The 24282-nt window shown below is 33.6% G+C and carries 21 protein-coding genes and 1 tRNA gene; 7 read left to right on the forward strand and 15 right to left on the reverse strand.

Annotated features, from left to right (window positions below; all coding sequences use genetic code 11):
- The first annotated feature begins 119 nt into the window (after positions 1 to 119).
- Both CCY99_RS04525 and CCY99_RS04530 read left to right on the forward strand, forming a co-directional pair.
- Entirely contained in the window at positions 120 to 1418 is a 1299-nt protein-coding gene (locus CCY99_RS04525; RefSeq protein ID WP_112060227.1) for a glycosyltransferase family 61 protein, read from the forward strand.
- Positions 1419 to 1455: 37 nt separating this feature from the next.
- Complete coding sequence (locus CCY99_RS04530) at positions 1456 to 2592, forward strand: glycosyltransferase (RefSeq protein ID WP_181646840.1); 1137 nt, start codon at positions 1456 to 1458, stop codon at positions 2590 to 2592.
- Positions 2593 to 2739: 147 nt separating this feature from the next.
- Here the strand turns inward: CCY99_RS04530 and CCY99_RS04535 are convergent.
- The 7 genes from CCY99_RS04535 to purD all read right to left on the reverse strand — a co-directional run bounded on the left by CCY99_RS04535 (position 2740) and on the right by purD (position 10197).
- Positions 2740 to 2825, reverse strand: a tRNA-Leu gene (locus CCY99_RS04535).
- Positions 2826 to 2876: 51 nt separating this feature from the next.
- Positions 2877 to 3194, reverse strand: a complete 318-nt coding sequence (locus CCY99_RS04540; RefSeq protein ID WP_112060229.1) for a F0F1 ATP synthase subunit C — start codon at positions 3192 to 3194, stop codon at positions 2877 to 2879.
- Positions 3195 to 3475: 281 nt separating this feature from the next.
- Positions 3476 to 5530 carry a polyribonucleotide nucleotidyltransferase gene (locus tag CCY99_RS04545; RefSeq protein WP_112060230.1) on the reverse strand — a complete coding sequence of 685 codons (2055 nt, stop codon included), beginning with the start codon at positions 5528 to 5530 and terminating at the stop codon, positions 3476 to 3478.
- Between the two features lie 11 nt (positions 5531 to 5541).
- Positions 5542 to 6225, reverse strand: a complete 684-nt coding sequence (locus tag CCY99_RS04550; RefSeq protein WP_112060231.1) for a phosphoribosyltransferase family protein — start codon at positions 6223 to 6225, stop codon at positions 5542 to 5544.
- Between the two features lie 9 nt (positions 6226 to 6234).
- Positions 6235 to 8442, reverse strand: coding sequence for an LPS-assembly protein LptD (locus CCY99_RS04555; RefSeq protein ID WP_112060232.1), 2208 nt, complete (start codon positions 8440 to 8442; stop codon positions 6235 to 6237).
- Between the two features lie 6 nt (positions 8443 to 8448).
- Positions 8449 to 8922, reverse strand: coding sequence for an RDD family protein (locus CCY99_RS04560; RefSeq protein ID WP_112060233.1), 474 nt, complete (start codon positions 8920 to 8922; stop codon positions 8449 to 8451).
- A 9-nt stretch (positions 8923 to 8931) separates the two neighbouring features.
- Positions 8932 to 10197 (reverse strand): phosphoribosylamine--glycine ligase, encoded by a 1266-nt coding sequence (gene purD, locus CCY99_RS04565; RefSeq protein WP_112060234.1) that lies wholly within the window; start codon positions 10195 to 10197, stop codon positions 8932 to 8934.
- A gap of 327 nt (positions 10198 to 10524) precedes the next feature.
- Between purD and CCY99_RS04570 the strand changes: the two genes are divergently transcribed.
- Together CCY99_RS04570 and CCY99_RS04575 are read left to right on the forward strand one after the other, a co-directional pair.
- Complete coding sequence (locus CCY99_RS04570; RefSeq protein ID WP_112060235.1) at positions 10525 to 11232, forward strand: outer membrane beta-barrel protein; 708 nt, start codon at positions 10525 to 10527, stop codon at positions 11230 to 11232.
- A gap of 9 nt (positions 11233 to 11241) precedes the next feature.
- Positions 11242 to 11658: a c-type cytochrome gene (locus CCY99_RS04575; RefSeq protein ID WP_112060236.1), complete on the forward strand. Its 417-nt coding sequence runs from the start codon at positions 11242 to 11244 to the stop codon at positions 11656 to 11658.
- A gap of 94 nt (positions 11659 to 11752) precedes the next feature.
- On the opposite strand, the gene CCY99_RS04580 is transcribed toward CCY99_RS04575, so the two are convergent.
- From CCY99_RS04580 to cysK, 6 genes are all read right to left on the reverse strand, one after another.
- The gene (locus CCY99_RS04580) at positions 11753 to 12922 is read right to left on the reverse strand and encodes an ATP-binding protein (protein ID WP_112060237.1); all 1170 of its coding nucleotides are present in this window, start codon (positions 12920 to 12922) and stop codon (positions 11753 to 11755) included.
- The gene (locus tag CCY99_RS04585) at positions 12912 to 14519 is read right to left on the reverse strand and encodes a DUF4153 domain-containing protein (RefSeq protein ID WP_112060238.1); all 1608 of its coding nucleotides are present in this window, start codon (positions 14517 to 14519) and stop codon (positions 12912 to 12914) included. Before CCY99_RS04585 ends, CCY99_RS04580 begins: the two co-directional genes overlap by 11 nt.
- A gap of 2 nt (positions 14520 to 14521) precedes the next feature.
- Positions 14522 to 15745 (reverse strand): glycosyltransferase family 25 protein, encoded by a 1224-nt coding sequence (locus CCY99_RS04590; RefSeq protein WP_112060239.1) that lies wholly within the window; start codon positions 15743 to 15745, stop codon positions 14522 to 14524.
- A gap of 99 nt (positions 15746 to 15844) precedes the next feature.
- Positions 15845 to 16111 (reverse strand): HypC/HybG/HupF family hydrogenase formation chaperone, encoded by a 267-nt coding sequence (locus CCY99_RS04595; RefSeq protein ID WP_112060240.1) that lies wholly within the window; start codon positions 16109 to 16111, stop codon positions 15845 to 15847.
- A 10-nt stretch (positions 16112 to 16121) separates the two neighbouring features.
- Positions 16122 to 16922, reverse strand: coding sequence for a hydrogenase nickel incorporation protein HypB (gene hypB, locus CCY99_RS04600; RefSeq protein ID WP_258443434.1), 801 nt, complete (start codon positions 16920 to 16922; stop codon positions 16122 to 16124).
- A gap of 39 nt (positions 16923 to 16961) precedes the next feature.
- Positions 16962 to 17879 carry a cysteine synthase A gene (cysK, locus tag CCY99_RS04605; protein ID WP_112060241.1) on the reverse strand — a complete coding sequence of 306 codons (918 nt, stop codon included), beginning with the start codon at positions 17877 to 17879 and terminating at the stop codon, positions 16962 to 16964.
- 109 nt (positions 17880 to 17988) lie between these two features.
- Here cysK and acnB point away from each other — a divergent pair, with 109 nt between their 5' ends.
- Positions 17989 to 20523: a bifunctional aconitate hydratase 2/2-methylisocitrate dehydratase gene (gene acnB / locus CCY99_RS04610; protein WP_112060242.1), complete on the forward strand. Its 2535-nt coding sequence runs from the start codon at positions 17989 to 17991 to the stop codon at positions 20521 to 20523.
- A 609-nt stretch (positions 20524 to 21132) separates the two neighbouring features.
- Here the strand turns inward: acnB and CCY99_RS09885 are convergent.
- A complete protein-coding gene (locus CCY99_RS09885) occupies positions 21133 to 21264 on the reverse strand; it encodes a hypothetical protein (protein ID WP_258443437.1) in 132 nt (43 codons plus the stop codon).
- Between the two features lie 928 nt (positions 21265 to 22192).
- On the opposite strand from CCY99_RS09885, the gene CCY99_RS09890 reads away from it, so the two are divergent.
- A complete protein-coding gene (locus CCY99_RS09890; protein WP_258443439.1) occupies positions 22193 to 22318 on the forward strand; it encodes a hypothetical protein in 126 nt (41 codons plus the stop codon).
- 34 nt (positions 22319 to 22352) lie between these two features.
- Here CCY99_RS09890 and CCY99_RS04615 read toward each other — a convergent pair whose 3' ends face one another.
- Positions 22353 to 22529: a hypothetical protein gene (locus tag CCY99_RS04615; protein WP_181646841.1), complete on the reverse strand. Its 177-nt coding sequence runs from the start codon at positions 22527 to 22529 to the stop codon at positions 22353 to 22355.
- A gap of 652 nt (positions 22530 to 23181) precedes the next feature.
- Here CCY99_RS04615 and CCY99_RS04620 point away from each other — a divergent pair.
- Entirely contained in the window at positions 23182 to 24195 is a 1014-nt protein-coding gene (locus CCY99_RS04620; RefSeq protein WP_112060244.1) for an autotransporter domain-containing protein, read from the forward strand.
- Positions 24196 to 24282 lie beyond the last annotated feature (87 nt).

A 24282-nucleotide genomic window follows, 5' to 3' on the forward strand; every position in this document is an offset into this window, starting at 1 on the left:
AAATATAATGCAAAAATATTAAGATTCTAAAAACTAAGATTATATTGAACTTCTAATAAACCCACCATTAAGATTTACTTTTGATAAAATAACATCTATAAATCACCAAAAGGCATAAAATGAATATATTAGAATTAAAAATAGATAGCAAAATAGCAAAGGATTCCTTAGAATATAAAAGCATATTAGATAGCAATAAACCCCATAGTATATATAAAATAACAAAGTTTGGGTTAAATGCAACAAACGAAAATAGGGGGGGGCAGCTCGATAACCTAAAGAGCGAATTATCCAATCCAAATGCTAGAATCTTTCATATTCCAATAAATGAAGTAAAAATCTACCATTATTTAAGCAACCCAAACCCACACGAGAATCCACAGAATCCGCACGAGAATCCACAAAATATAAAAGTATGCTCCTATGGCGGTATTTTCATCAATGATAAAGTTATCTCACAAAGCCTAAATTCCGCTACAGATTCCACATACCAACAAGATGAGTTTGACTATATTTCCAATCTATCCATATGCAATATAAAAAGCAAAAGCGATATTAAGAATCTAATAAAAAAGATTTATTTTAGATATATCTCAATTCGTAGTTTTAACAATAGAAAAATCTTTAAAGACAAAACAAAGCCAAAGATAATATTTTTCTGTGCTTGGTTTTCAAATATGTATCATTTCGTTTTTGAGGGTTATGGGCGATTGTTGATTTTGCTTGAAATGGCAAGAAAAAATAATATGGATTTTTACATCATAGCACCACCAAAACATCGCGGATTTAGCAAATATCACCAATGGTTTATAAGCCAAATTTTAGATATAGAAAATATACCAAAGGATAGAATCCTATATCTTGATTATCAAAATTACCATATTGATAATGTATATTTCTGCTCAAATCCACAATGTAATGATAAATATATACTACCTGCTATAAAAAAGCTTCAAGATAATCTATATGATAGTAATTTTAAAGCAAAAGGTGAGCGAATCTACATAAGTCGCAAAAAATCCCCGAGGCGATATTTGGTAAATGAAGATGAGATTTTTGAGATATTGCACCATAAATATGGTTTTGAAAAAATATATATGGAGGATTACAATCTAAAAGAAAAGATAAACCACATAATGCGTGCAAAAGTAATCATTAGCATTGAGGGGACAAGCCTAATAAATGGCTTATTTATGAATGCCACAAACGCAAAGCTAATCGGCTTACGAAGTCATAGTATGACGGAGCATTTATTGATAATTTCTGCAATGTTTAAAAATATAGAATACCTACCAATAATATGTGATATATACGATAATAGCGATGAAAATCAATGGGCGGAAAATAATCTATATCTAAATAAAGAATACTTAATAAAAAAATTAAAAGATTACGAAATAGATGAGATGCATAAATGATATAATTTGGCTTTTAAATTTATTTATGGGGGTCAAAATGCCACTTTTAACTATAGCCTTTCCTACATACAAAAGACCACATCGCATAATCGAATCTATAAGCGATACGCTAAGCAATAAATCGCAAGACATAGAAGTCATAGTATGCGATAATAGCGAGGATTATCTCACAAAAGAGATTCTAGCAAATATCGACGATAAGCGATTTTCCTACTATCGCAATGGTAAAAATCTAGGTTTTTGCGGTAATTTTAAGCAATGCATAATGAATGCAAATGGCGAATTTACATTGATTGTAAGTGATGAAGATAGGATAAATCACGCTGCCCTAAATGATATTTTAGATATTATTAAAAGCCAAAATATAGCGTATAGGGGGGGGCAGCAACAAGAATCTAAATCATTAGAATCTAAATCATTAGAATCTAAAACAAAAGATTCACAAATACCACAATCCAACACCCCAGAATCCCAAGAATCCAAACCAACACAATCTACACCAAATGCAATCACAGAGATAATCTCTGGTGTGGCATATATAGATGAAATAGATAGATATTATGTAGCTCCACCTAAGAATAAAAACGTCCATCTCTCCCCAAATCAAACCAAATCTCACCCACTATATAAAATGCTACGAAGCTATGTATCGGGCTTTTGCTTTAATACTAAGATTGCAAAATATATCTATCAGCATAGAATAAGCCCATTTGTAGATGGAGAGACATATTTTTATTATCCATTTTGGGTGGTAGGTTGGCTTAGTTTGGAGTTTGGCGGAGCATATACATACAACTCTAAGCCATTAATATTTAAAACACAAAATGATAATTCCAGCTATATTGAAATGGGTGAGAAAAAAGCCCAAAAAGTATTTAGTTTCGCCTCAGAAATACGATGCTTTGAGGATAAGATAAAGCTATCTATAAATGATAATCTATTGATACAAAGTAGCCTTGATGCCTATAATCTATACTATATACAAAATACAACCTTGAAAAATGATACTTCGATTTCGTGGGTGGAAGCAAGAAAAAGGCTCTTTGGGGTATTAAAAGAAAATAGAAAATACCCGCTTTTTAGCATAATGCATTTTTATTGTTTTAAGGCTCAACTCAAATTTAAAAAAATCATAAAAAAGCTTATTAGATACAAACCAATCTATAAAACATAAAAGCCAAGATATAAAAGTAAAGATATAAAATGGGATAAAACCTATGATATTTTGCTTTGATTTTATAGATTCTAAGAATGTTTAAATAAATATAGAGATAGTGAGAATAAAATATTAGAATCTAATTCCAAATGATTTTAATAGCTTTGGTGCGGTTAGCGAGACTTGAACTCGCACGAGTCGCCTCACCACCCCCTCAAGATGGCGTGTCTACCAAATTCCACCATAACCGCAATATTGAAAGATTTAATAGCTTAGAATCTCTTTAAAAGAGATTCTAAAAACTATCCTAAAAGAGGATTTGCATAAAGAACTATAAGTGCTATAACAAGTGTGTATATAACCTGTGCTTCTATAAGAGCGATTGCAATAAACATTGTAGTTGTTAATTTACCACCAACGCCCGGATTCCTAGCGATACCAGAGATTGCTGCTCCAGCTGCATTCCCCATACCTATCGCACCACCAAGTGCAGCGATACCAAGACCTACAACTGCACCAATTGCTGAATAAGCCTTAATCATATCCATTCCACTTAGTCCGCCATCTGCTGCAAAAGCAACACCCATAAAAGCAAAAAACACAAATAGTATTTTTTTCATCATAAACTCCAAATTGTATATTTCAAAGCAACTTCGTTCGGTTCTGTCCCCTACTTATAAATAGCCTTGATGTGTGTATTTTACTAATTTAATATAAAATTTAACTTACAATAAAACCCACTAATACTATTCTTGCTTTAAGAATAAATAATTTAAACAAAAATCGCAAAATGGCATTAGAATCTTTTAATCCGCAATTTATACGATTTATTTATAAATGATAGTAAAGTAAGATTCTAAGAGATTAATATTTAATCTCTACAAAAATCTCAAATATAGATTTAAGAAATAATAAGCTCGATTTTATCATTATTGATTGCGGCAATTTCTACATTAATCCTATCGCCCTCTTTAAAATCTCGTATATTTATATTATTTTTAATTAATTTTGAATTATGCAATAAGCCATCAATCCCATCTTTTATCTCAACAAAGATTCCAAAATCTGTGATTCGCTTAATCTTACCGCTAAATCTATCGCCAACTTTAAAAGAATCCAAACAAATATAAACGCTAGAGAGTATAAAATCTTTTGCTTTTTGGACATTTTCTTTACTCTCGCCACTTATTCTAACCTCTCCATTTTCCTTATTTATATCTATACTAATACAAAATCTCTCGATAATATCTTTTATATTCTTACCACCCTGACCTATTATGCTAGGTATTTTATTAATAGGAATCTTAAAAACTTGCGATACAGGCGTATTGTCATTTAAAATAATATTTTCCTTTGCAATCTCCATTTTATCTAAAATGCTTAGTCTGGCTTCTTTTGCCCTTAATAATGCATCACGCAAGATATAGATATTTATATCATTGATTTTTATATCCATTTGGAGAGCAGTTATTCCGCTTCTATTCCCCGCTACTTTAAAATCCATATCACCATCATAATCCTCAATCCCCATAATATCCGTTAGAATCTTGTATTTATCGCCATCTTTTATAAGCCCCATAGCGATTCCAGCCACTAAAAACTCCGCCTCTATCCCCGCAGCACATAGGCTAAGCGACCCGCCACAAACACTTGCCATTGATGAGCTGCCATTAGATTCTAGGACTTCTGCTACGATTCTAACTGCCCTATTTTCATTCCTTAAGCTAGATTCTAATGCTTTTTTTGCAAGATTCCCATGCCCTAATTCTCTTCTATTTACAGAGCCGATTGGATACGCTTCGCCCGTGCTGAAACTTGGAAAATTATAATGAAATAGAAAATTACTTTTTTGCTGGGTTTTAGAAGTTAATATCTCATAAGATTGCATATCGCTATCACTGCCAATCGTGCAAACTGCTAGAACTTGTGTCTGCCCTCTTGTAAAAAGTGCACTTCCATGTGCACTTGGGAGAAGATTCGTCTCTATACTAATATCTCGTATATCATTTAGTCCTCTTCCATCAAGTCGTTTTTCCTCATTGAGAATCTTATTTCTAATAAAATTTCGCTTAAATTTAGAAATAGCAATCTCAACCTCAACTTGATTAAAATCATTATTTATCGCAATTTCTTTAATAATCCCATTTAATATCGCATTATTTTCACTTTTTGCCATATTAGTAAAGCAGGATTCCAGAATCTTAGAATAATTATTTTCTATATATGTAAAAATACTCTCATTTAGATTAGAATCCTGAATATTAATATTAATATGTGGTTTGATATATCGCTTAAATGTATCTAAATAAAGATTCGATGTTGTATTAATATGATTTTGTGCTAATTCCACTGCATAAAGCAACTCGTTTTCATCTAATTGCCCTTCTTTGCTTTTAAACTCAATCATAAAAATATTATTATTTTCACCAGAAATATATAAATCAATATTTGATTTTGAAAGCTGCTCTAGCGTAGGATTTATTATAAATTCATTATCAATTTTACCGATACGCAAAGCGTTTATAGTCTTATCAATAGGTAAGTTGGAAGTTAAAAGTGCCACAGAAGTAGCATTTAGTGCTAAAACTTGTAAATCCAAATCCCTATCCACACTCAAAACAAAAATGCTAATTTGCACAGGATAACGATAATTTTTAGGAAAAAGTGGGCGAATGCTCCTATCAATGAGCCTAGAAGTTAGAATCTCAAATTCATTCGGTTTGCCCTCTCGCTTGATATAGCCTCCCGGAAACTTGCCATTTGCATAACTTTTTTCAATATATTGCACAGTTAGTGGTAAAAAATCGCCCTCTATACTTGCATTTTCATCAGTGGTAATAGTAGCAAGAATCACTGCTTTACCTTTTTTATAAAGCACAGAACCATTTGCGGCTTTGGCTACTTTATTTAGATAAAAAAACTCCTCTACTCCATTATTTTGTATTTTAATTTCCATTATTTTCCTTTTTATAATTTTTGTGAAACATTTGTAGATAAAGATTTATTTAAAATATCTGTAACAAAAGATGAATCTATATTCGCCAAATTCTTATAATAATATTTTGTATTAACAAAATGTTTTGGACGATAAACGCTATATATAATATCCGCACTCTCATCGAGCATATCAGCTACATCATCACTTACAACTGGTGTTGCAATCACGATGGAAATCGCCCCTTTTTTAATACAAGTTTTAATTGCCACATTCATCGTTAGCCCAGTTTCTATGCCATCATCAATAATTAATATATTTTTTTTATTAAGTGAGCTTATAACCTCGCCTTTTCTAAATTTATAAATATCTGGCAGAATCTTTTCCTCGTATTTTCTCTGTGCTTCACCATAGATAAAATCATAAGATATATCAAAAGATTCTACTAGAATCTCATTTATTGCAATATCCATACTCTCGCTTACAATGGCAACCTCACAATCAGGATTCCTAGGTGCTAGAATCGGCTCTGTAAATAGAAAATCTAGCGGGATATTCATTCTCTTAGATATTTCATTTGCTAGAAACAATCCTCCTTTGCTCATAGCAATCAAAATAGTATTATTTTTAGTTAGATACTTACTAGGAATGATGTCGAGTAATTTATTAAGTGCATCTTCTCTATCTATAAATGGCTCATAAAACTTATCTATCATTATTTAACCTTATTGTATGCTTTCTTTAAATCTATATGAAAAAGATGTAGCAGTAACTGGAACGAATCTAAACTCTAAACTAACATAAGTATTTCTAACGGTTTGGCTACCTATTGTTGTAAGTATCGGCACAATCTCATTTGCAAATCTAAGCCCAATACCAAAACAGCGAATATCTTTGGAAATAATAATATTCCAATCTCTCAAATATTTTAACTTAAAATCATATCCTATATCTCCATAAAGTGCAAAATAACCAAAATCATTGCTAAGTCTTAGTCGTAAAAAGTTTGCAGCTTCTTCTGTATATTTTATCCTTGCATCGTTAAATGTAAATTTTTTCTTAAAAAAATAAGTAAGATTCCCTTGAAAATACCCGAATCTTGTATTCAATGATAATGAAGCTTCCTCAATATCATTATAAAAATGCGAATAAAAAATAGTTGTCATTATATCAATATTACTAATTGGCGAAAAACCAATTTCATTTCTAAGATTAGCTAATTTACTTTGCTCATCTTGTGGATTAATATCTTGATACATTCTATGATAAACAAGCTCAATCCCGCCTAATCCAAAAAAATATTGAGAGAATGTCAATTGGACTTGTTGCTGTGTTGTGGTGATATTATTGAGAGTGCCGAATAATCCTGTATTTGTAGCATTGGAGCTAAAAACCTGATTATCATCATCAAAATATTGATAAAGTGGGCTTGTAAAACTTGCATTAAAACTCATTGTATGAAAAATTTTATCATATTGTTTTGCGACATTTGAGTTAAGAAAAACCCCATAAGTAGCACCAAAATATGTGCTGTTTCTATTTTGAATATTTGTATTTCCAATATTATTTAAAGTAATAACATTTGCACTTAAATTTGCATTTGCACCAATTGTTAAGTAATCAGCAAAAATTGGTGTTGTGAAATATAAAGGCACTTGTATGCTATTATCAAAATACCCAAAACCCGAAGAACGAGTAATATTCTTAGCATTTACATCAATGGAATATAATATATTTTTAATCTCGGTTTGCTCTAAAGAACGATGATATTGGAATTGTGGCAATGTTTGAAATGTATCGCTATTGCTTAACTTAGATAAATCTAGGAAATATTTAAAATATAATCCCAAAAAATGCTCATCTTTATTCATAAAATAATTTGCTCTCGAGGTTTGGAGTCTATCCTCTATCGTTGTATCTTTTGTGCTTTGCAATCGTATATAATCCAAATCATTCATATATTTAAAATCTAAATAAAGCCCATCACCATCAAAATCTATAAATTCATTTATTAGATTCCGCCTTTCGTGATTAAAATTAAACCCAAAAACAATTTGATTTTCTATATTGTAACGATTCTTGTATTTATTATTATTCCAAAAGATTCCAGCATTTAACTCAAACATCTTATTAGATGGGTCAATAACTCTTGCTTGTGTATTAAAGCCAAGTCCTCTACTAGTTCTAACCTGCGGACTAATAGTCATATCCCAAAAATCTTGCAATGCCAAAAAGAAAGGTTGAATATACACAAAGCCATCAAGCGTAGAGCTTGCAAACTCTGGATATAAAAGCCCTGTGGTGCGTTTATTTTGCGTGGATATAAAAAAATACGGAAAATACATAATGGGTATATTTTTTATATAGATTCTAGGATTCCAAATACTTGCTATGGAGCTATCTTGATTATAATATCCAGAGCTACCCTCAATATGCCAAATAGGACTATCAATATCACAACCAGAAACAACAATATCTTTTAGATTATATTCATCATCTTTATTTTCTGCAAATGACGCACTAATCCAAACCCCACTTTTAGAATCCTGCATATAAAAAGGCTCTACTACAAAATAATCCTCATCGAATCTTACAAAACCTTTTTGTGTGCTTAAAAATAATGAGCCATCACGATAAAATTTCACATTTCCGGATATATCAGCTTCACGCGTTTGTGTGTTGTATTTAATATAATCAGCGATAACATACATATCTTGGCTAATTATTACTGCATTTCCAGTTGCAATGATAGTAGTGTAATTAATAGAATCTAGATTATCTGCAAAAAGTTCAAAAATCTTATTATTTTCATTATCATATTCTTTTAGTGCTACTTGCTTTTCTTGCGTTGCTTCTTTTGAATCTTGTGCTTCTTGTGCAAAAAGAATTTGTGTAAAAAACAATAAAGCAATAAAAGATAAAAAATAACGCATATAAAATTAGGATTCTTCTATATCTTGAGGTAAGCTAACATCAATAACTATTGTTTTTAATAAAATATCGTGCAAAGCCCTTTTAAATGGGTCTGCAAAGGCAAGAAGTAAGGGAATGTAAAATAATATCTCCGAAATTGTCCTAATTATAGAGCGTCCAAGAGATTGTAAAAAATTTGGCTTATCGATGGTGTCAATCCTAACAATCTTAATCTTACAAATAATCTTCCCAATACTTGCACCATATAAAGTGGTAAATAATGTTTGATAAGCGATTCTAAGAATAATAATATAGAGCATCATATTTGCAAGTAAATTATTTATTGCTTCCATATTTCCATTTTGTTCCATTATTTGATTATAAAAAGCAATAAAAATTATTAATGAAATAATCAAATCATCAATAATAAAAGCTAAGATTCTCTTTTGATTTGATGCTATTTGCAAACCTTCTCTATCTAATGTTTCTAAAATATCCATAAATTGCCTTTATAACGCTTTATTCGATATGTCTTTTCTCATTATCATACCTTTAAAAGAAATATTTTTGGTTAGATTGTATGCATTATTTTTCGCTTCACTTAGGGAATCCCCTATCCCAATAGCAACAAACACTCTTCCGCCATCTGCGTATAATCTATCATTATCCCTACTAACTCCAGCAAATGATATATGAGAGATTTGATTACTTAAGAAATTAATATTAGAATATGTGATTTCTTCTTTTGGGGAACTTTTAAAAGGATAATGTTGCGATGCCACAACCACACCAACGCAATATTTTTGGAGAATCTCATATGTGAAATTTGCTAGTTTTTTATCAATACTTGCATTTAAAATATCAAGCAAAGGTGTTTTTAAAAGTGGTAGGATTACTTCGCATTCGGGGTCTCCAAATCGAACATTAAATTCTAAAACAAAGGGTTTATTATCTACAACCATAATCCCACAGAATAAAACGCCACTAAATTCAGCATTTTCACTTTTCATCGCATCTAATGTCGGCTTAATAATGCTATCCTTTATATCTTGCAATAATTTATCATTGCATAATGGAGTTGGGCTATATGCTCCCATTCCACCAGTATTTGGACCTAAATCATTATCAAGCAATCTTTTATGGTCTTGTGCCACAGGCAAGATAATAAAATCACTACCATCACATATAGCAAAAACAGATAATTCATATCCATCTAAAAATTCTTCTACTACTACTTGTTTTCCAGCTTCTCCAAAGAGTTTTCCATTTAATATATCATTTAATGTGCTTTTTGCTTCATCTTTATTTTGTGCTATTATTACACCTTTTCCGCCACAAAGCCCATCGGCTTTTAAAACAATCTTAGAACTCTCAATAGAATCTATAAAACTAAAAAGATTCTCCTTATTATTACCTTCTATAAATCTAGCTGTGGGAATCTCATATTTTTTTAGTATATTTTTCATAAAAATCTTAGAGCCTTCTAGCATCGCTGCTCTTTTACTAGGACCAAATACTCTTATATTATTATTTCTTAATTCATCACTTAAACCATCGCATAATGGCTGCTCAGGACCAATCACAACTAAATCTATTTTATTATTTATACAAAAAACAACTATATCTTTATTATCTTTTATATCAATATTCTCTCCTAGCTCACTTGTAGCTCCATTCCCCGGACAAAAATAGATATGACTTAAACGACTGTCATTTAAAAGACTTAATGCGATACTATACTCCCTAGCACCACTTCCAATAATTAAAATATTCAATACTTAACCTTATTTGCAATCTTTACCCAAGTGGGCGTTACTTGAAATTGTTTAGCCCCTAATAGATACTAAACCTAGATTCTAAGCATTTGTGTAGGCGGCAAATCCTAAACATCATAAATATTTAATAGCAGAAACACCGACACATACAAACGACTACACGAATCTAAAAATATATTTTATCGGACTTGTCAATTTTTTACAGAAACACGCACCACTTAGGCGATGGTATTATAAAATAATTATCTTTAAATTTATTCATTAATTTATTATATTTATATATAATCCCACTTTGCATATCTAAAAATATAATTTAAGGAAATATTTATGAAAAAATTAATTTTAATCGTAGTTTTTGTATTGTCGTTATCCAATCTTAATGCTAGTAATGGCATTTTTATAGGTGCTGATTTAGGAATACCGCTAAATAATCAAGAATTCATTAAAACTTCAATTAATGGGACTATGGATACGAAATCAAAAAACAATCTTTCTCTTGGTTTAAAACTAGGATACCAACACTACTTCTTAAATTATATAGGAATTAGAGGATATGTAAGTGGTAATTATCTAAATATGGATAAAGAAACAACCATAACGCAACCGGGTGGTATTGGAAATGTAGTATCAAAAGGCAATACAAAATATAATGGCTATAATATAGGTGCAAATATAGATATGTTGTTAAAATATGATTTTAATGATATATTTGCACTTGGTGGTTTTATTGGATTAGGATATGAATATAGTAAATTTAATGATACTAATATCAATATAATAGCTGATGGCAGTGGTGCAGTGGGATTGGCAGGAAAGTTGAAAAATATTAATGGAAATGGTTTGATTTATAATATAGGGATTCAAGCCATTTTTATACAAAATCATCAAATTGAACTTGGTGTAAAACTAGCTCCATATAACATAAAAGCTGAAAGTGATTTAAAAAAAGGACTCCAGCAAGAGCCTAATTATCACACTAAAGTTCAATCTGGGACTACTATATTTTTAGGATATAGATATTTATTTAATGTATAAGGTTAAGAAATGAAAAAAATTATATTAATAGTTGCTATGTGTGTTTTGGCTTTTGGAGAATCTAATCTACAATATTATGAATATGCAGACGATTTAACCCAACAACAAAAAAATCATATAGAGCAAAACAAAGATTTTTATAGCAAAGGATTCCTAGAAGATATGAATCTTAAAATAGGCAAAAGGGTATATACGGCTGCTTGTGAAAATTGTCATGGCGTGAATGGCGATAAAAATCTTACAAAAAACCTAAAAGAATATGATGAAGAAAGTTTATATGCTATTATCAAAGATTATATGTATGATGTTGGTGATAATAATAATATAAGTAGCACAACATCAATTAAACAAGCACTTCTTGAGGGATACTCAAGTATGGATATAAAAAATATGATAGCTTATATAGAGCTTAAAGAGTATGAATAATACTGCTCTATTTTATAAATAATTATTAGAATCTAGCAATTTCCCTCTAATATTAGCTCTTTAGTAATGGGGGAATTTTCTAGATATATTAAACTTAAAAGATTTCGTCTAATGCAAAATTTATAAAATTTCTTATGAGAATTTTAGTGCCATTGATATTGATTTCACCTTCTAATTCAAATGTTATAACGATGATATTAAGCCCACAAAAATTCAAATCACTTTTTGCGATTGCTTGGAGATTTTCCCTAATACTCTCCAAAGTCTTAAAAGGTGCTAGAATATAGCCATTTTCACCACAAATTAGATTGATTTTATCGCTATAAAAAATAGGTTTATTCTCTCCCAAAAGCTCCAAAAATAGCATATTTTCTAGCACTGCCATTAGATTTTTCTCGTAACTTATGGCGTTTTTTAGACTAAAATCCCATAAAAATAACTTTTTGGGGAGCGATTTTTGTGTAAGCTTAGGCTTAATATTTAATAGATTTAGCTTAATTTTCTCGCTAGATTCTAGTAGATTCGCCCCATTTTCCACATTCATCAAAGCTTTTTCCGTCGTTTCAATATGTGGCACAAGATGAATAATCCCACGATTTTCAAGGCTTTTTATAAAACCATAAAGCTTATCTTTTGAAATCTTACATTTCTTTTTTGCACTTAAATAGATTTGATTTATGCTAATTGCTCGCCCTTGAAAACTCGCAATGAGCGAAAAAAGTGGCAATTCATCTTTAAAAATATTTAATAGCATTTCTTGCTTATGGGAAATTTTAAAAGAATCTTTGATATAAAGCATAGGGGGTAAATTCCCGTGCTTTAGGAAAGAATCTAAAAGCTGAGTAATCTCTTGATTTGAGTTATCAAAGCCTATAAATTCCTCAAAACTAAGTGGTAAAATAGGGCGACTTATAACGCTTGTATCGGGGTTTGGAAGCTCACCAATAGTGATTATTTGCCTTACATTTGGCAAGGTAAAATCTAGCGGAAAATTATCCAAAATCAAAATATCAACCTTTTTTTCCATAGATATTTTTAGGAGAGCGTTTTTAATATCATCGATAGAGTTGCGAATATCGCAAAAGTCAATGTAGAAGGGGTTTTTGAAGCTTTTTGCATAGTTTAGGGCAATGCAAGTTTTGCCAACTTTTGGCGCTCCAAATAGATGAATCCGCCCTCCGCTTTGGCTAAAATTTACACCAAATCTTCTTGGAAAAATATATGAAAACTGCCTAAACTTAGCACTTGAAGCCTCACTTAGCATTACTGCCCTTATTTGTGGCATTTATGGAATCTTGGGCGGAATCTGTGGAATTTGTATTAGATTTTGTGGAATCTTGGGCGGAATCTGTAAAATCTGTGGAATCCAAAGCAGAATCTATGTTAGATTCCGTATTAAATCCGCGATTTTTAAGCCAAGATTCTATATTGGAATCTAAGCTAGATTCCGCCCCATATTCGCGTAAAAAATGATAGATTGAGGCAATTCTTTTGGCATTAGATTCCACTAATTCTAAGCTTTGTAGTTCCCTAAGCTGCGAGTTTATACTTAAATTTATCGCACTAAACGCCCCAAATGAGGAGATAATGCTAAGAAATGCAAAGAAAAAAAGCAAATTTTTAAGGGGCTTTTTAAAAATAAAAGTGCAGATAATACCGATAAAGACGCCAAAAGTCCCTAAAAACACCATATATCTACTCGGCGTTATCCCATACTCAAGCACTCTAACAATGATTGAATAAAAAATTATGAGCGTAAAAAAGAGTAAAAATCCTAGCAAAATATTATTGTTTCTCCCCCATTTATTAGGATTTTTCGCAAGATTTGAGGCAGAATCTTGGAACGTGGAATCTATAGAATCTTTAATAAAATTTGACGATTTTGTAGAATCCTTAAAAATCGTAGAATCTGCGGAAGCAGAATCTATTGTTTTAGCAGAATCCTCCACTTTAATAGAATCACCAAAAAGCCCCTTATTTAGCCACACTAAAATTAGCCCAAAGACACAAAACCACGCACACAGAGCAATATTGCTAATTTCTCCGCTTATAAATCCCAACCATACGAAGATAAAATAAATCAGTAAGAGTAAAATATAGATATATGCAAAAATATGTATTAGTGCATAAACACCCTTGCAAATGACATTGAGTGCGTTATTTGGAGCGATTTTTTTATTTATTAGAGTGCGATGTATAAATGTATGGAGATTGGCGATAAAACCGATAAAAAATATCCCAAAAATCGTATTTAGTATCGCTAAACGCATATCAAAAAGGCGAAATGTCAAATTCAGCTTAAAAAGCATCTCTATAAATAAAAGCATAATGCCAGATAAAATCAAAAATAATAGAAAAAATAGCCCAAGCAACACCCAAGCAAACACGATATACAAAAAACTTGTATAATTATCCCTTAGATTTAACGCAATAAATATACTAGAAAATGCGAAAATTAGGGCAAAAAACTGATAAATCGCCCTTATGTCTTTTGCCATTAGTGGCAAAACGATGTAGAAATAAATGGGAATAGAAATAAAAATTAGGGCGAAAAATATGGCGATTTTTGCTGGATTTGGTTTTTTAAAAAATGCGTTTAAGGAAGCGAATAATCTGCCTAAATAAGGGAGTTTTGTAGAATCTAGATTTTTTAGCGATTCTAGACTTAGGCTTATTGGGATTAACATTAGGCTTAAGAATAGTATTTTTTCGACCTCTTTTGATGTCCCCAATTTTAGGCTGATTATAACTCCGCAGATTCCAGCAATTAAGCAGATTAAAGAGCCAAAAAAATGCTCTTTGAATGCGAGTTTAAAATATACATTTGCGTTTAGAAAAATCCTAAAAAAAAGCCTAAACATCGCTATTCTTTTGATTTTTTGAATTGGCTAATTTTATGAGAGTTTAGCCCCAAATATAGGGGTTTTAGGATAAAAAATAGATAGATTCGCGAGATTTCACGCGTGAATTTATTGATAAATTTTGGCTTTGGAGTCTGCGTTTTTATCGCGGGATTTGGGGGCAAATTCGTGAAATCTGGCTGATTTGTGGAATCCGGCTGATTTATGGAATCCTGCGACAAACTGGCGGAATCTGTCTTATTTTTAGAATCCGTCGATAAATTCGCAGAATCTAGCTGTTTTGCAGAATCTAAAGCAAAACCTAAAGCCTGATTTTGTATCGTGGAATATTGCGATATTTCCACATCCTCGCTGATTGGAAAGGGCTTGTAGGCGATATTCCACAGCCCATTTAGAAAAAACATATCCATATAATTATCCACGCAGTGAAACCAGCTTTTCGCCCCATAAATTAGCTTTTTTGCACCACTTGGAGTGAGATAATAGCCCTGTGTGCCAGAAATAGCGCCAAAATGAATGTGGAAATTCCCACAAATATGGCGATTTGCACCTTTTTCAAAAAGATACATAAGTCGCACATAGGGAAAATTGCTTCCGCAAATCTCGCCCAAAGCATTTAGAAAATTTTCATTAAAACTAATGTCGTCTTCTAGCACCACAAGGGGCGAATGGCTACCTAAGCACTCCTCCCAAAGCCTAAAATGCGAACTAAAACAAGCCAACTCCGCATAGCTTAGGGGTTTCCCACGAATAAATTTCGCTAGATTTGGCTTATAATATGGGACTTTAAAAGCTCCAGTTTCAATATCCTTTGCATTCGTGGCGTTAAAAAATATGAAATCAAGGGAGTTTATAGAATCTGTGGAATCTTTTGGGGATTTTTTGGATTTGGCAGATTCTGTGGGATTTGCATTGGATTCTGTGGATTCTGCTTGGTTTGTGGCGGTTTTAAAGTCTGTAGATTCTGCTATTTTTTTGGATTCACCGGATTTGACAACTTCGCTAGATTTGCCAATTTCCCCATTTTCGCTAAAGTTTTGAAAAATGATAGATTCTTTAGAAACTTTGAAGTTAGCGGAATCGCCCCTAGATTCGGCACTATTAAGGATTCTAATTTTTATGTCCGCATTCTTAATATTTGCACTTTTGGCAAGATTTTTGATTTTCTCAATCATCGTTTTTCGTCGCTCAATTGAATGTGCCAAATTAATAATAAAAATCCGCAAATTTCCTCCTTAAATCCCCCAATTTACGCTATTTAAAACACAATCGCCCAAATACCAAGCCAAAGCACCAAAAGCCCAAAAAAACGCCGAAATCGTCCTTTAAGCCTTATTCGCCTCTGCTAATTCTCGCTCCTCTTCCTCCATCGCCTTTACTATCTCATCATAGATTTTTAGCGATTCTTTGGCACTTTCCTCATCGATTTTACTCATCACATAGCCGATATGAAGTAGCACATACTCGCCCACATGCACTTCCTCGCTCATCAAATCAAGGCTCGCCTCCCGCCTAACTCCCATCGTATCCAACATCGCCGTATTGTTACTTTTATCTACACTCACCACTTTTGAAGGTATCGCCAAACACATAAATTCTCCTTTATTTTTTGCTACATTTTTTTATAAATTCTATCAAATTTTTCACGCTCTGCGGCTCTTTCATGCTTACTACAAAAAGCTCTGCCTTTGGATTTAGCTTCTCTAAATCTTTTTTGACGCTCTCAATTTTAAAGTCAAAATACTCCATAATATCACTTTTAGTAACAACCACAACATCTGCCTTTAAAAACATCGTAGGATATTTTAGCACCTTGTCATCGCCCTCAGGAGCGGATAAAAGCACCATATTCAAATGCTCTCCCAAATCATAACTCGCCGGACAAACCAAATTGCCGACATTTTCGATAAATAAAAAATCCACTTCTTTAAACGCCCCGCTTGAATCTAGCTCAAAATACGCCTTTTCAATCATCGCAGCTTCCAAGTGGCAGGCGTCTCCAGTGGTGATTTGATAGGCGTTTATGTTATGCTTTTGTAGTCGCTCGGCGTCTCTATTTGTCTCCAAATCGCCCTCGATTACGGCGAATCTAAAGCTAGAATCTATAGAATCCGTATTTTTTAAATCTGCGTAGCTCGTAGAATCCTCTGGGATTTTAGATTCCACAAAATCCGCTTGGCGTGTAGAATCCGCTAGGGTTTTAGATTCTATGGAATCTGCTAGATTCTCGCCTCGCCCCACTTTGGCAAATGCCTCTAAAAGCGTGGTTTTACCGCTCCCGGGGGAGCTCATAAGGTTTATCACATACAAATTATCTTTTTTGTAAATCTCCCGCATTTCATTTGCTTTTATGTCGTTTTTGCTTAGGATTTTTTGCGAAACCTTATAAACCTTAGAATCCATAAATATAAATCTCCATTCTATTAAATTACATAAATCGCCTTAAATCCCCTCAAATAGCTCTGTGCTTAGGTATCGCTCACCTGTGTCATTTAGAATCGTTAGGATATTTTTGCCCGGATATTTTTCTGCTAGTTGTTTTGCCACAAAGAAATTCCCACCAGATGAGATTCCTACCAATAATCCCTCTTTTTTCGCTAACTCTCTAGCACTTTCAAATGCGTCATTTACATTGATTTTAATCACTTCTTTATAGATTTTCGTATTTAGATTATCCGGCACAAATCCCGCTCCAATCCCTTGAATTTTATGTGGTCCCGGAGCCCCACCGCTTAAAACTGGGCTATCGATAGGCTCAACTGCAAAAATCTCAATATCTGGATTTTTTGCCTTTAACACCTCACCAATCCCGCTAATCGCTCCACCTGTGCCAACTCCAGCTACAAAAACATCGATTTTTGTATCGCCAAAAGATTCCACAATCTCTTTTGCGGTAGTTTCTTTGTGAATCTTTGGATTGCTAGGATTTGAAAATTGATTTAGAATAATGGAATTTGGAATGCTCTCTTTTAGCTCATTTGCTTTTTCTATCGCACCTTTCATACCCTTTTCTTTTGGTGTTAGTTCCAAAGTTGCCCCAAAGAATTTCATCACTCTTCGTCGCTCGATACTCATAGATTCTGGCATTGTGATTATTAGCTTCATACCAAGCGAGGCTGTTACCATTGCTAGTCCTACGCCTGTATTCCCACTTGTAGGCTCTATTATCGTGGTATCTTTGGTGATTTCCCCAGAATCTAATGCATCCTTAATCATCGCATAAGAAATCCTATCTTTTATCGAACTAGCTGGATTCATAAACTCGCATTTTACGAATATATTCGCTGGAGTTTTGATATTATTTATCTTTAAAACAGGAGTCCGCCCAATCAATTCAGTTACATTTTGAAATATTTTCATATTTATCCTTTCATTAGTTATATGTATTTAAAAACTTATATTGTATCATATTAAGCCATATAAGGAATTTTTATAAGAAATTTGCCACAAAAATATAAGGAGATTTAATATGAGTTTTAAAGATAGATATATGGAGCAAGTATCGCAAAGAGCGAAAGAAAATGTGCCTCCATTACCATTAAATGTAAGTGATACAAAAAGTGTAATTGAGTTGCTAAAAAGTAACACAGAAGTTGAGTTCGCAAAAGATTTGCTAATCAATAGAATCCCGCCCGGGGTCGATGATAGCTCAAAAGTCAAGGCGGAATTCTTAGGCGAGATTCTAGAATCTAAGATAAAAGTAGATTCTATATCCAAGAAAGAGGCAATTAAGATTCTAGGCACAATGGTCGGTGGATACAATATAGAGCCGTTGATTAGGGCATTAAGCGATGAGGAAATCGCACAAGATTCCGCTAATGCGTTAAAAAATCTAATCTTTGTGTATGATAATTTCAACACCATCGCCGAGCTAAGCAAAAGCAATAAATTTGCCAAAGAGGTCGTGGAATCTTGGGCGAACGCCGAGTGGTTTTTAAACAAAAAGCCACTAGATAAAGAAATCGAAGTCGTGGTTTTAAAAATCGATGGCGAGACAAATACGGACGATTTAAGTCCTGCAAGTGATGCCTTTACTAGAAGCGACATTCCACTCCACGCCCAAGCTATGCTAAAAAATAAGGTTGAAAACGCCCAAGCTAGGCTAGATTCTATAAAATCTAAGGGCAAGGTCGCATATGTGGGCGATGTGGTCGGCACTGGAAGCTCGAGAAAATCGGCTTGTAACTCCATAATGTGGCATTTCGGCGATGAACTGCCATTTATACCAAATAAAAAGGGCGGAGGCGTGGTTATTGGCGGCGTGATTGCACCGATATTTTTCAACACCTGCCAAGATAGTGGCTGTCTGCCGATAGTAGCCGATGTCTCACAGATGAAAGAGGGTGATAAAATCACCATTTTCCCATATGATGGCGTAATAAAAAAAGATGGCACAGAGATAGCCAAATTCAATCTTAGCCCAAATACCATATTTGATGAAATGCGAGCCGGCGGGAGAATTAATCTAATAATTGGCAGAAAACTAACCGCAAAAGCTAGGAAATTCTTAAGCTTAAGTGAGGAGCAGATTTTCGCCAAGCCAACCCCACCAAAGGAATCTAACAAGGGCTACACACTCGCCCAAAAAATCATCGGCAAAGCTTGTGGGAAAAATGGCGTCCGTGCTGGGGAATATTGTGAGCCAGAGACTTCCACCGTCGGCTCCCAAGATACCACTGGGGCGATGACTAGAGATGAGATAAAGGAAATGTCGGCGTTGAAATTCTCAAGCGACTTTGTTATGCAGAGCTTCTGCCACACTGCAGCCTATCCAAAACCAGCCGATGTCTCGCTCCAAGCGACTTTACCAGAGTTTATCACCACTCGTGGCGGTGTGGCTCTCCGCCCAAAAGATGGCGTGATTCACTCATGGCTAAATCGCTTTGTATTGCCTGATACGCTAGGGACTGGGGGCGATTCGCATACGAGATTCCCGATTGGCATTAGCTTCCCGGCTGGAAGTGGCTTAGTGGCGTTTGCCGCAGTAAATGGCATTATGCCGCTTGATGTGCCAAAGTCCGTGCTAGTGCGATTTAAAGGAACGATGAATAAGGGGATAACCTTGAGGGATTTGGTGAATGCCATTCCATACTACGCTATAAAGCGAGGTTTGCTAACTGTTGAGAAAAAAAATAAAAAGAATATTTTCAATGGCAGAATCCTAGAAATCGAGGGACTTCCAAAGCTAAAAGTCGAACAAGCATTCGAGCTAACTGACGCAAGTGCCGAGCGAAGTGCCGCTGGGTGTAGCGTGAAGCTAGACAAAGAGCCAATTATCGAGTATTTAAAGTCCAATATCGCCCTAATTAATGCGATGATAAAAGACGGCTACGAACACAAAGAGACACTAAAGCGGAGAGCAGAGAAAATGCAAGAGTGGATTGATAATCCAGTGCTTTTAGAGGCTGATAAAGATGCCGAGTATGAGGAGATTATAGAGATTGATTTGAGCGAAATCACTGAGCCAATCGTAGCATGTCCAAATGACCCAGATGATGTTGCCACGCTTAGCGAGGTCTTAGCCTCTCCAAATCGAGCGAAAAAAATCGACGAAGTATTTTTGGGGAGCTGTATGACAAATATCGGCTTGTTTAGGGCATTCGGGCAGGTTATAAATAAAGAGGGGCAGTTGCCAACTCGTGTGTGGATAGCTCCGCCTACGAAAATGGACGAAAAAGAGCTTATAAAAGAGGGCTATTTTGCGATTTTTGGAGCTGGAGGAGCGAGAATAGAAGCTCCGGGCTGTAGCCTATGTATGGGAAATCAAGCGAGAGTTAGAGATAATGCCGTAGTGTTTTCAACCAGCACGAGAAATTTTGATAATAGAATGGGGAAAGGTGCTCAAGTCTATCTAGGAAGTGCCGAGTTAGCGGCTGTGTGTGCGATATTAGGCAAGATTCCAAGCAAAGAGGAATACTTGGAAATTATGAATAAAAAGCTAGGAAATAGCGAAAATATCTATTCATATCTTAACTTTAACTTAATAGAGAATTTTACGCTTTAAGATTCTCCCAAAAGCCACTTCTATGCGGAATCTAGATTCTTCCGCATAGAATCCGCCATAAAACGCAAAGAAAACTTTTTAGATTCCTTGTTTCCCCATAAATTTTATAAGATTCTGCATTTTATAAAATTTTTGCAAAGCAACTATAATAAAAATTCTCCTTAAACAAATCTTTAAGAAAATCTTTTATCCGCTTTTGAGTTTGCTCTATAAGCCAATCATTAATGAGATTAGGGCAAATGCGATAGCAAAAAGCTCTATTTATGGGCTGGAGGCACTCTTGCGAAAGGAGCTAATACCAAAAATCATTTGCTAAATCCATTGGATAGTATCAAATATATCACCGAGAAAAAGTGTTCTTTTATAAGGATTGGCGATGGTGAAATGCCGATTTTCGCATATTACTATCCGTAGAAATACACTGAGTGGGCGGAATGTGAGCTAAAAAGCGATGAATGTGAGTGGGCGAATCTCTCAAATCAGGAGCAAGAATCTAAAATAGAATCTAGCTATAGCCTAGAATCTAAAGTAAAATCTACACTAGAATCCGCAGAATCCAACCACAAATCCCCACTAAAATCCGTAGCAGAATCTAGGTTAGAATCCGCACTAAAATCCAAAATATAAATCCGCAATGGAATCTAGTTTTAAATCCAAATTGGAATCTAAAGCAGATTCCCCACTAAAATCTAACGCGGAATCCAAGCTAAAATCCACAGCAGAATCCATACTAGAATCCAAGCTTTAAATCCATACACAATCCCACAGAATCCAAACATAATTTTATAGAATCCAAAATAGGCTACCACCTTAAAGCTACAAATAGCATAATAACCCAAGCGTTAAATAATCACGATTTTATATCGATACACTGCAACAGGGAAAATTTTTATAGAGAAATTTGCATTAAACCAAAACCTTTTGGCAAGGGAAAATTGTCATAGTAATCGAGGCTTAGCTATTTTGGCATTTATAATGATTTGCTAGATTCCGCTTAAAAATGCTAAGAATAAGCGATAATCCAAATTTTATGCATTCAAGTGCGATTGATAGCATTAACGCTAAGGCGTTAAATGTGGCTAAAAGCTTTGATAAAAGCAGGATTTACTTTAGCACTTGGGGCAGTGAATTGCTATGGATTTAAGCGAAATGGGCTATTTGGCATTTGATATGGTGCGTCTGCGAACTTGCTCGACGAATACAAAATTTAAGTAAGAGTGGCTCATTTGATATGGGGAGAGAATTGCTTATGATTGCTTTTTGTATAGAGAAATTTACATTAAGCCTTTAAAACCCTTTGGCAAGGGAAAGTCGCCATATGAGGGCTTAGCTATTTTGGGGTTTATAATGATTTACTAGATTCCGCTCAAAAAAATCATAAGAATAAGCGATAGTTTTAATGCGTTCAAGTGCGATTGATAAAATTAATACTAAGGCGTTAAATGTGGCTAAAAGCTTTAATAAAAGCAGGGTTTGCTTTAGCACTTGGGGTGAGTGTAAAATTCGTAGGTATTTTAAATCTAAAAAATCACTATATTTTAAAAGACTACATTTTGTAACATCATTGAAAACAAAATATATTCATCATCAAAATTCCCCTAAATGGTTATATTGATTTTGCTACAATGCAATCTAGGTTTCATATGCATATACGAAAAAGGGAGGGGATATGCGAATTGGACTTATAAAACATACAACCATCTTTTTTATTACATTATTTCCAACTCTTAGTGTGGCTGCAACAGATATAAAAACCATTTGTAATGGGGGGGGGGGTCGTCCTCCTGCACTATAAATAGCGATGTAACTGCCCTAGAAATAGGACAAGCTTATACCTCCATAATAAATAATGCAACCATATTAGGCAATGCTAGTGATGAAAAATTAGACGATGCAATCAAATTTACCAACTCTACTGAAATCACAATAAATGAATTTATAAATAATGGCACTATAAAAGCTAGTAGGACTGATACTGCCATATTTTGGGACGGGAAAAAAACCACTATAACAACTTTTATAAATAATGGCATTATAGAAGGAGCAATAGAGCTAAGCGATGGAAACTCTAAGATTACTACCCTAAATAATTATGGGATAATAACTGGCGGGATAAGCCAAGCTAGTGGCGGAAATGGCACTATAAATACACTAAATAACTATGGTTATATATACACAAGTGCTGTTGTAAGTAACTCTTCTTATTACACACACTTAAATGAAAGCAATAGCAATAATATAAATATAGGCATAGGTGTTTATCACCTAGATATTAGCGAGGATTCCACTACATTTAATAATTTTGCTGGATATACTAGCCCTAGTAATAACACCTCACATCTAGCTATAGATGAAAGTGGTAGCAGTGATAGTTCTCCAAATGTCAAGCTAAAAGATTCTGCTTCAAGATTCCTTTTAAGTATAAGTAGTAATTTTGAGCTAAATAAGGATTATAGTTTAGATAAGCTAGTAGTAAAAACTGATGGTAGTAAATATACATTAAAATATAATGATGGTAGCGATGTAACGGATTTATTCTCACATCTAAGCACAACAAATCCTATTTTTATACTATCAAAAAATGGCAATAGCTTTAGAATCACCACAAATACAGATAATGGCGTGGGAAATACCCACTACAAGGGACTTATCCAATCAATGAATACTTTTATATTACATAGTAATTCCACGATATTTTCAAGCAATAGCAATACAATAAATACAAGTAGAATCGCTAGTAATTATGATTATGGATTAAGCAATATTAGAGAAAATGAGAGATTCTACTATAGTAATAACAATCTAATAAATCAACGACAAAATATGCAAAGAAGAGGCTTTGTAGGCGATAGACAAAGTAGTAGCACAAAAGCCACAGCTAGTAATTATCACTTTTTCTTTACGCCATTTATTACTCATAATGTATTAAATGAAAGCAATGGAATGGGAGCTAGTGGGCTAAACTATGGATTTATAAGTGGTTTTAGTGGAATGCTAGGAGATAGCAACACTTTAGGCGTTCATTTGGGATTTAATTACGGCGGGATAAGTGGGGAGAATAACTTAACCAAAACAGATATAAAAACAATGGGCTTATTGCTAGGACTTCACTATAAATTGGATTTAGTTTATGATATGTATATAAAAGCCATAGGAAATGCATTTTATTTTCTAAATAATATTGACTATCAAACGGGACTTGCCACATCAAGCAAACAAAGCCCAAATGACCTTGCTTTTAGCGGGAGTTTATACTATGGAAAAGATTTTGATTTCTCCACATTTGGAAAACTAGGATTAGAGGCTGGAGTGAATTATCAAGGAATACAAAGCGATAAGATAGATTTTAATGAAGAATCATATAAATCAAAACTAATCAATCTAATATATATTGATGTTGGTTCAAACTATACTAAAGTATTTGATTCTGGATTTGGATTTAACCTAAATCTTGGCATAAAAACATTAATAAACGAAGCAAAAGCTAAGATGACAATATTAGGAATTGAAACAGATTTCACCATCGGGGCAGATAGATTCTTAGGATATGCTGGGGCTGGAGTTAGCTATTTTATAAATAAACAAGTGGAATTAAATCTAAGTTATTTAGGAAGTTTTGGCGATAAATCTATGAGTAATAGTGGATTTTTTAATGCTAGATTCTGGTGGTAGGATTCTAAAAAAATACTAAATTTAGGATTCTCTAACCATATAGAATACGCAAAAATAGTAAAAATTTATCGAATTTAAACTTCGAAT

The organism is Helicobacter sp. 16-1353 (genome assembly GCF_003288815.1).
GTDB lineage: Bacteria > Campylobacterota > Campylobacteria > Campylobacterales > Helicobacteraceae > NHYM01.